The following is a 14,883-nucleotide window of genomic DNA, read 5'->3' on the forward strand; positions in this document are numbered from 1 at the left end:
GCACTTAAAATTTGAGGGTATAACTAAACGAGGGTATAATCGGGAAAATGCCAAATCCCTTACCCCTGAAACCGCCGTCGGGCAGACGCTCTATCCGGGTATAAAACGCATTCATACGGCAATAGGCGTTATAAATGCTGACGTTCCAGATACGCTCGAATCCCCTTTTGGTAGTACGCCGGAAATTGACACCCAAATCGAGCCGATGATATGCCGGGAGCGTGATGTTGTTCGGTTTCTCGTAAACCAGTTCCGGTTCGCCTGAATCCGGTATGCCCGGAAAAGAGGGCCCGTTTACATACTGGTTCGGGACGGTGGCACGGTCGCCGCTACGGTAAACCCATGCGGCGTAGGCATCTATACGGTCATTGAACTTATGCCGGTAGGCGATGTTCAGTTTATGCCGGTTGTCGAACTTGCTGGAATACCAGCCGGGATAAAAATCAGTAAACTTTTGCAAGCTCCATGAAAGCGTATATCCTGCTTCGATGACATTGTAACGGTCTTTGTATGCCAATGACAATTCTACGCCGTAAGACTTTCCCTTGCCGGTCTTGACCAGATTGTCCCAGTTCTCGGCAGGAAGCATCAGGCTGTTGCCCCCGTCGTATTCCAGCAGTTGGCTTGTGGTACGGTAATATCCTTCCACGTTCAAACTGATATGCCAAGGCAACTCCGTATATATCCCGGCTGCCACTTGCCTTGAACGCATGGGACGAACTTTGCGTGTGGAAGGAACCCAACTGTCTGTCGGCAGGTTCAGATAGGTGTTTGACAGTTGGTGCGCAAATTGGCTCATTTCCGTATAGGACACTTTCATCGTGGCTTTTTCCGAGCATTGGTAACTCATGGCCAGTCTTGGCTCCAAGGAATGGTACATCTTTCCGTCTGTCTGATAAAGGGTGTAATGCAGTCCCGCGTTTAATTTCGTCCTGGAGGACAGCCGCATTTCATCTTCCACATAAAAAGCGACCTCGTTACCCTTATAGCTGCTTGCGTTTTCTGTCGATAAGGTATCCCTGTCCGTCTGGTTTCTGGAAGCCGTGCTTTGCGGATGATATATGTGATGCAGATAATTGCTGCCAAAGCGTATATGATGATTCGTGCCGGGACGGTAGTCGAACTCCATGCGGTATCCCATGTCGTCGATTGTGGAACGGTTGGACCGTTCCATTCCCGTCATGGAAGTTTGTTCCCCGTCGGAAAAGAAACGGCTGCCTTCCACATAATCATACATGGAGATATTGCGTGAATAGACACCGGTGAAACTGCCGGACAACTTCGGGACGATTTGACAGTTCCACGTCAAAGCCGTAGTCAGGTTGCCCCATTGAGCCTTGAAATCGGAGTCGTAATGTTCCCCGTCTTCGAACGTCTGCCGGGCTTTTGTCTTCAGCAGGTCATTTCCGGAATACACACTAAGGGACAGTTTATTATTGTCCGAAAAACGGTGGGTGATTTTCCCGTTGATGTCGTGAAAGGCATAGCGCACGTTCTTTTTGTCATCGGGATTGGAACGGTTGAGCAGGAAGAATGCCGGAGCTGTGAAAAGATCTGCCCAACTTCTTCGCATGGCTATGTTGAACGAGGTCTTGTCTTTTATGATCGGGCCTTCAAACTGGACTCTGCCATCGAGCAGCCCCAAGGAGAAAGTCCCGTGAAACTCCTTCATGTTCCCCTCTTTGGTGCGTACATCCACTACGGAAGAAAGTCTGCCGCCGTAACGTGCCGGGAAACCGCTTTTATAGAAATCCACGTTTTTGATAATATCCGTATTGAAAGCGGAGAACAGCCCGCCCAAATGGTTGATCTGGTAAAGCGGTGTTCCGTCCAGCAGAAAAAGGTTCTCATCGTTCTTGCCTCCGTGTACATACATGCCGGAAAGCAGCTCCGTTCCGGAAGCCACACCGGGAATATTCTGGAGGGTCTTTACCAAGTCCGGTGAACTAAGCAGCGAAAACTCCGTATTCAACTGTTCCGAGGTCAGCGACACTTTGCCGGTCTGTGTCGTGCGGAGGGAAGCGTTCAAGTCTGCAACCACTACTACTTCTTTCAGCGAAGTATTGCTTTCTTTCAGGTAGATGACACCGTTGTAATTGGATGTCAAATCCACCTCCTTCACCACATCCTGATAACCTATATAAGAGAAACGAAGTTTGTGTTTCCCCTCCGGCAGCGTAATGCTGAAAAATCCCTGTTCGTTACTCAGTGTTCCCGTTTGGGTATTCAAATCGAAAATGGTCACGTTGATCAGCGTTTCTCCCTTATCCTCGCATATGTGGCCGGAAAAAGTATAGTTGTTCTGGCGGAACAGCAGGACATATTCTCCCTGAATCTCCCATCGGATGCCGGTTCCGCTGAAAATCCTTTTTAGGTTCTCAGGCAAGGAACTGCTCCGCTGGAAGATACCTTTGGGCTTTATATTTGCCAAGGAAGAATCGTATACGAAATGAACAGAATACATTTTTTGCATGGCATCTATGGCTTTTTTCATTTCGGTTGAATCCTGTTGGGCTTTAGCACCCAGAGAGACACACAATATAATCGCAATGATTGTTAACTTCATTGTTTTACTTTTTCTATCTTTACATTCAACACTTTCTCTATAAACCTGATTATTTCATCAAGGCTTTTGTTCTTGAAGCTGGCCGTCAGGCGTTTATTCTCATTGCTTGCGGATAGTTTGACTTTATAATATCGGGACAATTCCTCAAGTACCTTTGGAAGTGGGGCGTTGTCGAAAATAAAGCTGCCCGCTTTCCGTTCTTTGATTACCTGTACGTCCGGTTGTTCTTCCGTCACTTGCGCTGCCATGCCTCCGGTCAGTATCACAACGTCCGGTTGCCCGATTGCTGAGAACTGCACCTTTCCCGATGTGACTTGCACGATAGCTGTGTCTGCACGGCTCTCATCGACGGTAAAGACAGTACCCAATACCCTGACTTGGGACAGTTTCCCTTCTACCGTAAACGGGTGGGCATTGTCATGCTTGACAGAAAACGCGACTTTTCCTTCCATGTGAACTTTGCGGCTGGATTTCCGGTAATCTTTTGCGTGGAAACGGACGGAAGAATGCGGGAACAGGGTTATGGAGGAACTGTCCGGAAGCATATAATCCACGGGGTGCGAGTAAGCCGTTACCTCCTTCCATGCTCCGTTTTCCCGGAAGCGGGGATAAATAAGGACTGCGACCAGAATGGCTGCCGCCATACCGGGAAGTATCCACCACAAGCGGAAGGATTTCCGTTCCTGTTCCGTTATCTGGTATTTCTCTTTGAAAGCCTTCAATGCTTTTTGCGTATCCAACTTGTTCTTCTGATAGTGGCGCAAGACAAAATGAAGGCATTTTTCATCCGTGGTTCTCATACTCTTTTATTTTGGTTTTCGTATTAATGACTGGGATTACAGACAAATTCACTATGCGGAATTTGTGAATATTAGTTAAATAAGAATGCGTAAACTTTCTGTGTCCCTTCCCGTATCAGTCGGAGCGCCTTGCTGATGTGGTTATCCACCGTATTTACGGAAATCTGGAACTTGGCGGCTATCTCCCTGTATTTCATGCCGTCGCGTTTGTTCAGCAGGAATATCTCCCGGCAGCGTTCGGGCAAGGCATCAATGGCAGTCCACATCCGCGCTTCCCTGACCGAACGTTCCTCCGCTTCCTCATCGCTCAACGTATCTTCAAAATCAGAAGGGGAAAGATTCGGATCATAAATCTCCTCCTTCTTCAGATAGTCCAGGCTGCGGTTGCGGGCAGTCGTATAAAGGTAGGCTTTGACATTTTCTATCTCGGCTCCACTGATACTTAATTTCTCCCACAAGGCAGAAAAACTATCTTGTACGATGTCTTCTGCAATATCCGTATCATGGACATAGTGCAGCACGTACAAGCATAACGAACGATAATGGTATTTAAATGTTTCGTCTATGTCTATTGTAAATTTATTCATACAAATAGGCTTATTATTCTGTGTGTCTACATAAAAGGACACAAAATAAGGCAAAATTCACTATTTCATATTGTTAAAGAAATATAACGTACCCCTTTCCCATATACACATGGTGGAAAACATCACGGGGTTTCCGCACTTTCCTTTCCGTTTTTCCACATTCTTTCTTTTTTTCCGTCCTATATCTATCGGAAAATAAAAAATACGTTTATGGAAGAAAAAGAAGTTGCGCAAGGTTTATTTGATGGTGGAGTTCGGAAAACCTTTTGCGGTAAAAAGGAGATGTATGTAGCCCTCATGGCAGAACCAACTTTTTCGCAGTTCTCCAAGTTCATGCCCGTATCCAAGAAAGACGAGGTATCGGCTATGAGAACGCTTATCAAGGACTGCTTCATCGAAGGTGACCACGAACTGGTAAATAATAATTTCCGGTTCCTCTTCGGCTTGATGGGACAACTCACCGACTTATTATCACCCGCTAGAGCACGCTCATAAATTAATAGAATGTTGGGCGGTACGTGACGACCAGCAACATCCGGCAACAGATGATTTACGCGCGTCACTACTTTCCCGGCGTCAACCAACATAAGGTGACGGACGAGGAGCCCGAACAACTTTCGGAAGAAGTACTCTGACTGTACGAACAGGTGATAATAAGTCAAATAAGCTAAGAAATAATAAAAATGTTAAATCTTCATCCTTTAGAATGTACAATTAAAGACAACGACCATATTCCTGACTTATTGCTTATAAAATATTGAGGAATAATTAGTTGTAAATACAGCTGTTGAAATACAAAGTCTTTCGGCAAATTCTGAAAGTTCTAATATCGCATTCACCGGTTTCAGATATTCGGACGGTACCAATGTTGTAGGAACTATCACAGAATCAGATGAAGTTGTAATCAACAGTATTGCTGATAATGGAAACAAAATCATCAATCTTATTTCGTTGAACTAATATCAACTCAAAATAATATCCTCTTGTTGCTTATGCAATGAGAGGATTTTTTATACCCAAAATTTTAAAATTATGAATAACAGAATTACCCCTTATAACATTACGGAACTGAAAACAAATGAAATATTCGTGTTCGGTTCAAACTCAAACGGTGTACATAATGGAAATGCCGCAGCAACAGCGATGAAATTCGGAGCTATTATGGGGCAGGCTGTGGGAATACAGGGGCAGACCTATGCGCTACCTTCCAAACACATTGAGAATCTTAAAAAACATATTGATGATTTTCTACTATATGCAGAACAACATTCGGAATATACTTTTTTAGTTACAGAGATAGGATGCGGAATATCCAAACATTCGCCATTTGAGATTGCGCCGTTATTCAAAGAAGCGGTTCATATAAAGAATATCAATTTGCCTTTGTCCTTTTGGGATGTTCTGAACGGTGGTATACAAGTCAGAATCAAACAGGTTGCCGAAAAAGAATCTCCTTCCGTTCCCGATTTTTGTCAAAGAACGGGATTGTCTTTTACTATACTGATGAACATTTTATTCAGAAAAGAACTTCCTACCGTCTGGATTGTGCAAAAGATACTAATCACCTTTCCGTCTATAAATGCAAGGTGGCTACTTTTGGGAGAAGGCGATATGAAGCTCACGAAACGCAACAGTTTTCTCACAAGAATAAACGATTTTCTGCATGTCCTTTTCGCTTCCAAATAGACGTGAAATTATTATTTCCCCATACCAAAAATGAGGCTGTTTTCGTCTCACGTATTGAGCTTTTCTCTTGCCTCTAATACTCGGTATAAAGAAGCATGAGCTTATCTCAAATATGGAAGAATAAACTATAAGTAGAAAAATATTACATAATGAACAAAATGAATAGTATTATAGAAAAAGTATTTTTTAAAAGAAAAATATATGATATATGAAATAAAAAAATAATGTTCTATAAAAAGGTTCATTTTGTTCATTATTATAGCTTTAACTACAAATAATCAAGGCTGAGTGGTTATCTTCTATTTTGTAATCTTTGGGTTTGAAGAAAATTCCAGGGTATAATGAACAGCCACTTGCGGATATTTTATTTTCTGTTTCTTTATTTATACATGTCTCTTTTTCTCCATTTGGCATTTCTTCCTTATAACGGCAAACTTCATAGGCGTAGATTAAACCGAAACCATAAGCGGTTATTTTCTGTCCGAGTTGAAAACGTTGCCGTAAATTATAGGACCGCGATGTAATTTCAAATATATAGTTACCTAAATATTTTAATTCGACGAAATATTGTGGAAACCATCCAAACCTAAAAGTATATCCTTCTGCCATGTTTTCTACTTTGAAATCCTTAGGGTCAAAGTAACTGTCTATTTTTATTGCTCTACGGGTGATTTCTTTAAAACAGTTCCAATTGTCATATCCCATACTGACACAGATAATATCCAATTTTCTGGGATTAGGCCGTTCATCATTATTTTCTTTATCAGTCTTTTTGTCTTTGTCTCTTGACCAATAATATCTCAATGTGCGTGGAGAGACTTCTTCTGTTTTTCCCTCATCATTCAATTCTGCATTATTAGAACTCCTCTTTTTAAAATATTCATCGTTTATATATTGAGCCGCTTTATCATAATCGGATAGACTGACTTTAAATTTTTCTTCAAATTTAAAATCAAGTTCTTTCATTAAATCCCAAAAGTCATCGTCTGTATCTCTCATTGCGTGTGGTTAAAATATGTTTAAAACTTGGTCGAAAAATAACTCTGCCAACTTCTGCAAATTTAAAAATCAATATTTGCAGGCAAATAATAAATATGCAATGTATATGGAAAAAGAAATCACATTTGACTCGTTACCTGCTGCTGTAATGAAGTTGTCAGAAAAAGTAGATTTGATAATAAATTTACTGGGTACAAATATAGAGAAAAGGGAGGAAATTCCCAAATATTTAAGTACGGAAAATGCACTGGCCTATTTAAAAAAGACAGGCTTTCCAATGAGCAAATCCAAATTGTATAAACTTACATCTTATGGAAGAATACCTTTCCATAAAAGCGGTAATACATTATTGTTCATTCCGGAAGAACTTGACAAATGGTGCGAAAGCGATATTTACGCTGATGATGAGAAACATCTTAATAAATTGATTATTAACAAGACCCCAAAAATGAGTCATAAAAATAAATAAATTATGAGTTGCGAATATGTTAATGGCTTAGAAAAAGTCGAAAGTACAGACGATGTATTAACTGGCAATGTAGGTAAAGAGTTTGTTAGTTATTGTACGCGGTACATGAGGGAGTTAGAACAGTACAGTTTACTTAAAAGTCTTCTTGACGCAGTTGAAAAGATTGATTTTCTTCTCGCATATTATGCCGGAAAGGATACAGAATCTTATATTCTAGAATTGCGTGAAGAGTTCACGAAAACCAATGATGAGAAACGAAAAAAGGAGATAAAAAGGTCCTTAAAAGAAATCGACCCTTCAACAGAATCAAAATTGACTATTGTTGTTGAAAATTTGATGAGTATAACTGAGCATAAAAAGTTCGGTTTGGGTGTCATGAATGAAACACCATACTATTATAATGGTTGTTATTGGGAAATCCTTCCTGAAGGACTTGTCAAGCACTATCTTTCTGCCGTTGCGGAGAAAAGTGGTCTGCCCCATTTTCAAGTGGCAAAGGTTAAAATACAAGATGTGTTGTATAAGCAGTTCTTAGCTACTGCCGCGATGCCTCCAAAAAAACAGAGTGTTCAAAAAGTTATGATTAACCTTAAAAATGGAACTTTTGTTTGTGAAAACGGAAGCTATGAAATACGTCCGTTCTCACCGGAAGACCGGCTGACATATCAATTATCATTTGAATATGACCCTAATGCAAAAGTGCCTAAGTTTTTGCAATTTCTGGATGAAGTTATTCCGGAAAAAGAGGCAAGAATGGTTGTTGCCGAATATATCGGCTATATTTTTGCCAAGCATCTGAGGTGGGAAAAATGCCTCGTTTTATTGGGAAGCGGTGCAAATGGAAAATCCGTTTTGATTGATATTGTCACTGCTTTACTTGGGGCGGAGAATGTATGTCATTTTTCTTTAAATCGTTTAACTGAGGCCAACGGATATTATCGGGCAGAACTTGAAAAATTCCTCTTAAATGCTTGTTCCGAAATAGGAATCAAGAATAGTGAATCCGAAATGGTAAAACAGTTGTTTAGCTGTGACCCAGTTGCTGCCCGTTCTCCTTATGGAAAGCCGATAACCGTATCAAACTATTGTCGCTTTATGTTCAGTGCCAATTTAATATCGAACAAAGACTTGGAGCAATCTCATGGATTTTTTCGAAAATTCATGTACGTAGAGTTCAATGCACCGGTTCCAGAATGGAAAAAGAATCCAAATCTGGCAAAAGAAATTATTGAAGAGGAACTAAGTGGAGTTTTCAATTGGGTACTGGAGGGATTGGGAAGGATTTTACAAAAAGGAAAAAAAGGATTCACTTTTTCCGCACACATTGATAATGTAGGTAAACGTATTGAAAGAAATAGTAATAGCATTGCTTTATTTATGGATGCATATAATTATCAACGTTCTTCTAATCATACTGACTCGAAAACTCTATATTCTGAATATAAAGACTATTGTGATGAGAATCGTTATGGGGCTACTAGTAAACAAGTATTTCTAAGTCGTCTTGAAGAACAGTTGAAATTCGAAGTGAAACGTAATGCTACTGATAATGCAACCTGGGTGTTTTGTGAAAGAAAGATGCTTCCTGCTACAGATGATGAAGACAAAAGAATAGCAGATGAGTTGGAAAGAGCACTGAAGAAAATCAAAAACTAACTTATATTTAGAAAGTATGCTGAAGATTAAAGTCTCAATGTTTAGCCATCGTTTATCAACCACTCCTATAAAAACAATCAACCTTTGGGAGTGGTTGCTATTGGAAAATAAATATACTCCATATATAAACGATATTCGTGCTTCCTCTAATGAAGAAGAACGTAAATTTTTGAAAAGTAAATTGCCTGCTATTACTCCGAGTGGTGTTTTTTCTAAGCGGAAAGCAGATTGTTTGGTAGAACCTACAAATCTAATCTGTATTGATATTGACGGAAAAGACAATCCGTCAATATCCGATATGGAAGAGCTCAAGAAGAAGTTGAGTAAGTTATCTTATATAATGTATTGTGGTTTGTCTGCAAGTGGGAAGGGGCTGTTCTGTATCATTCCTTATAAAGATTACAGAAATCACAAACTACATTTTAATGCGCTTGAACAAGAGTTTAAAGATATGGGAATTGTCGTTGATTCAAGTTGCAGCGATATAGGACGATTACGATTTTATTCCTATGATGAATATCCTTATGCTAATCCTGATGCGGAAATATATACACGTACATTAGAGAAGGTGCCCGAAATAAAACAGTCGAGATTTCATCAAAAAACAGATATTGTACATAATTCTAATCAAACTCATCAAAATATTGATAAGAATACGATGTCATTGGAAGAGTTTTTCTTAAGTCCGACAAATATGGATTACGCAAGTGCTACTCCATTGAGTAAAACTCAAAAAGTTGAGAGGCTTTTGAAACGAGTAATTGAAGAAAAAAAAGACATCACGCTAATACAAAAGGATTGGATTGCTATCTGTTGCATAATTAAAAATCTTTTTGGTGATGAAGGTCGTGAATTGTTTCATCAAGTCAGTAGCTTTTATCCAAAATACGACTATGATGAAGCGGATGATGAGTATTCTAAAGATAGAAGTAAATACTTATATAACACTGACCGCTTATTTGAAATAGCTGCAAAATATGGATTTTAATAACAGAAAGGAGATACTTTTTATCTTTTTAATTAAATATTTAATAAGTATGAATCACAATTTAAGAGTAAGCAATGGTACAAGCGAATTGGAAGTCAATGTTTCTTTAGAAAAGAATATTGCTTCCATAACTGAAAATGTTATTGTAGTGGGACAAGGTTCAGGAATGAGTTTCTGTGCGGAACAGATTCTATTATTTATGAGGAACTTTAATCAGCAACAAATTACATCAATTCATAAATAATTGAATTCATAGGAAGAAGATACCTTTTTATCTTCATTAATTTTAATTTTTTTAGCAATGAAAAATTATGTTCAAATTGGTAACAACAGAGTCAATACAAAAAACACTGTTGGAGTTAAGAATCGTACTTTGCCTAAGTCTACTTTGGATGGGAAGCAAAGTCTTGAGCAATTCATGTATGATTGCAATGTCTTTCAATCAGAAAGGGAATATGTGTCACTTCAAGATTTATATCAGGAGTATAGAGCATATTGTGAAAATGAGAATAATGATGAGTGTTGCTTTATTCCTATAAACATAAAGGAATTTTTGCGTTACATGGAGAAGCGTTGTTTGATGAAACGTCATAGTACAAACTATCAGACACGTCTTTATCTGAAAAAGTCACCATGTTCTTGTGTGAGTGGACTGGCGGTAGATGAAATTTTGCAAAAGAATGATTTGGCGGCTATTAGTGAATCAGAACTTCTCAAACCTTTGGATGATAAAGGAACTGAGGAAATTTTGATTACTGATAAAGTTGATTGTTAAGAGTCCGCTGTAATGTAACGAAGTGAAATAATAAGGCTTTCGTCTTTTATTTGATTTTGTCGCGATTAAACGAGATAACTACCGGTGTGTAGCTTATCTCGTTTTTCACATCTATTGGTGCAATTTCTTGTGCAAAAAGCCTCAACTCAGGCAGAACCCCCATGTATTACTAAATAAAGCCAAGCAATGAAAAGAAAACAGAAGAAAGAGATTTTAAAGTAGATTTATCTTACGTTTTCATTGATTATCAGTGTTTTACATCGGAATTCGTGCAAAATCTGTGCAAATGCCCTTATAAACAAAAAAGACAACCAAGAGTGGAATCCTCCTAATTGCCTAATTTACAAGCCTTTCGGCTTAGTAGCGGGACCCGGGATTGAACCGGGGACCTCATGATTATGAATCATGCGCTCTAACCAGCTGAGCTATCCCGCCATCATTTCTCGATTGCGGGTGCAAAGATATAGCTTTTATTTAAATTGCCAAAACTTTTATGGATATTTTCTGCTTTTTCTTTTGCTGATAGGGTGCTGAAGTGGTTTGCAGTACTTTTTATTAAACGTATTTGTATAACATTATCAATGAATTAGGGGTGTATGGAAAGGGAGATATAAATAAATTTGATGATTTATTTTCTGTAATTAGAAAAAAGTATTTATCTTGGCTGGCGCAATAAAAAGCAGAATAGACTATGGAAAGAAAGAAAATACATTTGGAATATCTCTTGAATGCGACTTCTAAAAGTATTCTTTGGGCAGCGATAAGTACCCCTACTGGTTTGGAGGGCTGGTTTGCTGATAGGGTTCAGTCAGACGATAAAACAGTAACCTTTTTTTGGGGAAAAACAGAAAAACGTGATGCCGAGATTATTGCCGTGCGAGCGTATTCATTCATCCGCTTCCGCTGGCTGGACGATGAGAACGAGCGAGAATACTTTGAACTGAAGATGACAAACAATGAGTTGACCAATGATTTCGTATTGGAGATAACAGACTTTGCCGATATAGACGAGGTGGGTGATTCGCGTGAATTATGGGAATCGCAAGTGGATACTTTGCGAAGAACTTGTGGTTTTTAGTTAACTTTAGATTAAAAATTTCCCGTACTCCCTTTTTTGTACTACTTTTGTGCTCTCATTGCATGAAACGAGTAAAATGCTGCGCATAAAAAAGTTAGATATATTTGTTTTGAAGAGCTTTTGCATGCTCTTTATGGGTACTTTCTTCATTTGCCTCTTCATCTTTATGATGCAGTTTTTATGGAGGTATGTGGACGAAATGGTAGGAAAAGGATTGGAGATGACTGTCCTTGCACAGTTTTTCTTTTATTCTGCGCTTTCGTTGGTACCTGCGTCGTTGCCGCTGGCTATTCTGCTGGCTGCCCTTATCACCTTTGGAAATTTCGGAGAACGTTTTGAATTACTTGCCATGAAGGCAGCCGGTATTTCTTTATTGAAAATCATGCGGCCCCTGATTATCTTTATTTGTTTCATCTGTTGTGTCTCTTTCTATTTCCAAAATGTCATAGGACCAAAAGCCCAAACAAAATTATGGACTTTGCTTATTTCCATGAAGCAGAAATCTCCCGAAGTGGATATTCCTGAAGGTGTGTTCTACGATGAAATAGATGGTTATAATCTGTATGTGAAGCATAAGAACCGCAAAACTGGTATGCTGTATGACGTACTGATATATAATTTTGAGAAAGGTTTTGAGAATGCTCAAATTATCAAGTCTGATTCGGGACGTCTGGAGATGACGGCTGACAAACAGCATTTATATTTGCATTTATACAGTGGTGAGCAGTTTGAGAATTTGAAATCGCAGAACATGAACCAAAGGAATGTGCCTTACCGGCGTGAGACATTCCGCGAAAAGCATGCAATCATTGAGTTCAATTCGGATTTCAATATGGTGGATGCAGGTATCATGAGTAATCAGTCCAACAGTAAGGATATGAAAATGCTGCAGGCGGACATTGACTCCATGAAATTGCAGAATGACAGTGTGGGGCGTGGTTATTATAAAGAAGCTATGGCAGGAACTTATAAGGTGACAGCCGGCTTGTCTAAAGAGGATACATTGAAGATTGAAAAGGCTTATTTAGGGGAGTACAATGTAGACAGCCTCTACAATGTGGCTACACTGATGCAGAAACAGAAGGTTATATCCACGGCCGTCAGCCGTGCAGAGAGTGCGGGGAGTGACTGGAGTTTTAAGAGCTTTAATATATCGCAGACTGAAAGCAGCCTTCGACGGCACATGACTTCCTGGCATGAGAAACTGACTCTTTCTCTGGCATGTCTCATCTTCTTCTTTATTGGCGCGCCACTCGGAGGAATTATCCGTAAAGGAGGCTTGGGAATGCCGGTGGTGGTTTCTGTATTGATTTTTATTATCTATTACATCATCAACAATACAGGGTATAAGATGGCCCGTGACGGGCAGTGGGTTGTCTGGATGGGTATGTGGACCAGTACCGCTGTCTTGGCCCCATTGGGTGCGTTCTTGACATATAAATCCAACAATGATTCAGTGGTATTGAATGCTGATGCCTATATAAATTGGTTCAAGAAGGTTGTGGGCATTCGCAGTGTACGCCATCTGTTCCGTAAGGAAGTAATCATCCATGATCCTGATTATACACGTATTCCGGAAGAGCTGAAGGCTTTGTCCGTAGACTGTCGTGAATATGCTGATAGAAAGGGGTTGAAACGTGCTCCCAATTACTTTAAATTGTGGATGACTGATAGCCAGGATGAGGCAGTGGAAGATATTAACGAACGTTTGGAGAGTCTGATAGATGAGATGTCGAATACAAGATCCGTTACTTTGTTGACAGCGCTGAACACCTATCCGGTCATCCCCGTCCATGCGCATGTCCGTCCGTTCCGCAATTATTGGTTAAACTTGCTCTGCGGTATTGTTTTCCCGATAGGCTTGTTCTTTTATTTCCGTATCTGGGCATTCCGTATCCGTCTGAATAAGGATATGGAGCGGATTATCAAGACAAATGAAGATGTGATTGGAATTATAGAAAGAGATCAGAATAAATAAAAACAAAATAGATTATGGAAAATGTAAAGTTGAATACGATAGAAGAGGCCATTGAAGACTTCAAAGCCGGTAACTTTGTGATTGTTGTGGATGATGAGGACCGTGAGAATGAGGGTGATTTGATAATTGCAGCTGAAAAGATTACACCGGAGAAAGTAAACTTTATGTTGAAGCATGCCCGCGGTGTGCTTTGTGCTCCAATTACAGTTTCGCGTTGCAAGGAACTGGATTTGCCGCATCAGGTATCGGATAATACTTCTGTATTGGGTACTCCCTTCACAGTTACTGTTGATAAATTGGAAGGCTGTAGTACTGGCGTTTCTGCGGCAGACCGCGCTGCTACTATCCAGGCGTTGGCCGATCCGGCTTCTACTCCGGCCACTTTCGGGCGTCCTGGCCACATTAATCCGTTGTATGCCCAGGAGAAAGGTGTGTTGCGCCGTGCTGGACATACGGAGGCGGCTATTGATATGGCACGTTTAGCTGGACTTTATCCGGCGGGAGCCCTTATGGAAATAATGAATGAGGATGGTACAATGGCTCGTTTGCCCGAATTGCGTAGAATGGCAGATGAATTTGGCTTGAAATTGATTTCCATCCGTGACTTGATTGCCTACCGTTTGAAGCAGGAGTCTATTGTAGAAAAAGGAGTGGAAGTGGATATGCCTACAGACCACGGTCATTTCCGTTTGATTCCTTTCCGCCAGAAGTCGAACGGTTTGGAGCATGTAGCTTTGTTCAAGGGTACTTGGGAATTGGATGAACCGATTCTGGTGCGTGTACATTCTTCTTGTGCCACTGGTGATATATTCAACTCCAAACGCTGTGATTGTGGCGAGCAGCTGCATAAGGCAATGGAGATGATAGAGAAAGCCGGTAAGGGGGTAGTTGTATATCTGAATCAGGAAGGTCGCGGCATTGGTCTGATGGAAAAAATGAAAGCATATAAATTGCAGGAAGAAGGCATGGATACTGTAGAAGCTAATATTTGCCTGGGACATCTGGCAGACGAGCGTGATTATGGTGTAGGTGCCCAGATTCTTCGTGAGATAGGAGTGCACAAAATGCGGCTGATGACCAATAATCCCGTGAAGCGTGTAGGCTTGGAGGCTTACGGTTTGGAAATAACGGAGAACGTAGCTATTGAGACTACTCCGAATCCATACAACGAGCGTTATCTCCGTACCAAGAAAGAACGTATGGGACATACACTTCATTTCAATAAGTAACTGTCTTTTTGTTTTCTTATATCAAAGAAAATCGCTTATTTTGCAACCGGATTTGCGTAACAATCATTAAAT

The 14,883-nt window shown here is 40.2% G+C and carries 14 protein-coding genes and 1 tRNA gene; 10 read left to right on the forward strand and 5 right to left on the reverse strand.

From position 1 onward, the window contains the following. Positions 1-4 precede the first annotated feature (4 nt). From DWY57_RS19135 to DWY57_RS19145, 3 genes are all read right to left on the reverse strand, one after another. A complete protein-coding gene (locus DWY57_RS19135) occupies positions 5-2,566 on the reverse strand; it encodes a TonB-dependent receptor (protein ID WP_007558544.1) in 2,562 nt (853 codons plus the stop codon). Further along, a complete protein-coding gene (locus DWY57_RS19140; RefSeq protein WP_007558542.1) occupies positions 2,563-3,366 on the reverse strand; it encodes a FecR domain-containing protein in 804 nt (267 codons plus the stop codon). The genes DWY57_RS19135 and DWY57_RS19140 overlap by 4 nt, the downstream gene beginning before the upstream one ends. A gap of 71 nt (positions 3,367-3,437) precedes the next feature. Next, the gene (locus DWY57_RS19145) at positions 3,438-3,953 is read right to left on the reverse strand and encodes an RNA polymerase sigma-70 factor (protein ID WP_007558540.1); all 516 of its coding nucleotides are present in this window, start codon (positions 3,951-3,953) and stop codon (positions 3,438-3,440) included. Between the two features lie 210 nt (positions 3,954-4,163). On the opposite strand from DWY57_RS19145, the gene DWY57_RS19150 reads away from it, so the two are divergent. Then, positions 4,164-4,448 carry a hypothetical protein gene (locus DWY57_RS19150; protein ID WP_007558537.1) on the forward strand — a complete coding sequence of 95 codons (285 nt, stop codon included), beginning with the start codon at positions 4,164-4,166 and terminating at the stop codon, positions 4,446-4,448. A 537-nt stretch (positions 4,449-4,985) separates the two neighbouring features. After that, positions 4,986-5,639 carry a hypothetical protein gene (locus tag DWY57_RS19155; RefSeq protein ID WP_119962279.1) on the forward strand — a complete coding sequence of 218 codons (654 nt, stop codon included), beginning with the start codon at positions 4,986-4,988 and terminating at the stop codon, positions 5,637-5,639. 264 nt (positions 5,640-5,903) lie between these two features. Here DWY57_RS19155 and DWY57_RS19160 read toward each other — a convergent pair whose 3' ends face one another. Beyond that, positions 5,904-6,638, reverse strand: coding sequence for a hypothetical protein (locus DWY57_RS19160; RefSeq protein ID WP_119962280.1), 735 nt, complete (start codon positions 6,636-6,638; stop codon positions 5,904-5,906). 106 nt (positions 6,639-6,744) lie between these two features. Here DWY57_RS19160 and DWY57_RS19165 point away from each other — a divergent pair, with 106 nt between their 5' ends. Genes DWY57_RS19165 through DWY57_RS19185 form a run of 5 tightly spaced genes read left to right on the forward strand, consistent with a single transcriptional unit; the run spans position 6,745 to position 10,526 of the window. Then, complete coding sequence (locus DWY57_RS19165; RefSeq protein ID WP_133302467.1) at positions 6,745-7,107, forward strand: helix-turn-helix domain-containing protein; 363 nt, start codon at positions 6,745-6,747, stop codon at positions 7,105-7,107. Positions 7,108-7,110: 3 nt separating this feature from the next. Beyond that, positions 7,111-8,763: a phage/plasmid primase, P4 family gene (locus tag DWY57_RS19170; RefSeq protein ID WP_119962282.1), complete on the forward strand. Its 1,653-nt coding sequence runs from the start codon at positions 7,111-7,113 to the stop codon at positions 8,761-8,763. A 16-nt stretch (positions 8,764-8,779) separates the two neighbouring features. Further along, positions 8,780-9,751 (forward strand): BT4734/BF3469 family protein, encoded by a 972-nt coding sequence (locus DWY57_RS19175; protein ID WP_119962283.1) that lies wholly within the window; start codon positions 8,780-8,782, stop codon positions 9,749-9,751. A 49-nt stretch (positions 9,752-9,800) separates the two neighbouring features. Continuing rightward, the gene (locus tag DWY57_RS19180) at positions 9,801-9,995 is read left to right on the forward strand and encodes a hypothetical protein (RefSeq protein WP_133302468.1); all 195 of its coding nucleotides are present in this window, start codon (positions 9,801-9,803) and stop codon (positions 9,993-9,995) included. 57 nt (positions 9,996-10,052) lie between these two features. Next, positions 10,053-10,526 carry a hypothetical protein gene (locus DWY57_RS19185; RefSeq protein WP_119962285.1) on the forward strand — a complete coding sequence of 158 codons (474 nt, stop codon included), beginning with the start codon at positions 10,053-10,055 and terminating at the stop codon, positions 10,524-10,526. A 361-nt stretch (positions 10,527-10,887) separates the two neighbouring features. Here the strand turns inward: DWY57_RS19185 and DWY57_RS19190 are convergent. After that, positions 10,888-10,961: transfer RNA gene (locus DWY57_RS19190), tRNA-Met, on the reverse strand. 256 nt (positions 10,962-11,217) lie between these two features. Here DWY57_RS19190 and DWY57_RS19195 point away from each other — a divergent pair. The 3 genes from DWY57_RS19195 to DWY57_RS19205 all read left to right on the forward strand — a co-directional run bounded on the left by DWY57_RS19195 (position 11,218) and on the right by DWY57_RS19205 (position 14,811). Further along, the gene (locus tag DWY57_RS19195) at positions 11,218-11,604 is read left to right on the forward strand and encodes an START-like domain-containing protein (protein ID WP_005824726.1); all 387 of its coding nucleotides are present in this window, start codon (positions 11,218-11,220) and stop codon (positions 11,602-11,604) included. A gap of 76 nt (positions 11,605-11,680) precedes the next feature. Continuing rightward, complete coding sequence (locus tag DWY57_RS19200) at positions 11,681-13,582, forward strand: LptF/LptG family permease (protein ID WP_119962286.1); 1,902 nt, start codon at positions 11,681-11,683, stop codon at positions 13,580-13,582. A gap of 14 nt (positions 13,583-13,596) precedes the next feature. Continuing rightward, positions 13,597-14,811 (forward strand): bifunctional 3,4-dihydroxy-2-butanone-4-phosphate synthase/GTP cyclohydrolase II, encoded by a 1,215-nt coding sequence (locus tag DWY57_RS19205; RefSeq protein ID WP_117967010.1) that lies wholly within the window; start codon positions 13,597-13,599, stop codon positions 14,809-14,811. Positions 14,812-14,883: the final 72 nt, after the last annotated feature.

Source organism: Bacteroides sp. AF25-5LB, assembly GCF_003602965.1.
GTDB classification, from domain to species: domain Bacteria; phylum Bacteroidota; class Bacteroidia; order Bacteroidales; family Bacteroidaceae; genus Bacteroides; species Bacteroides uniformis.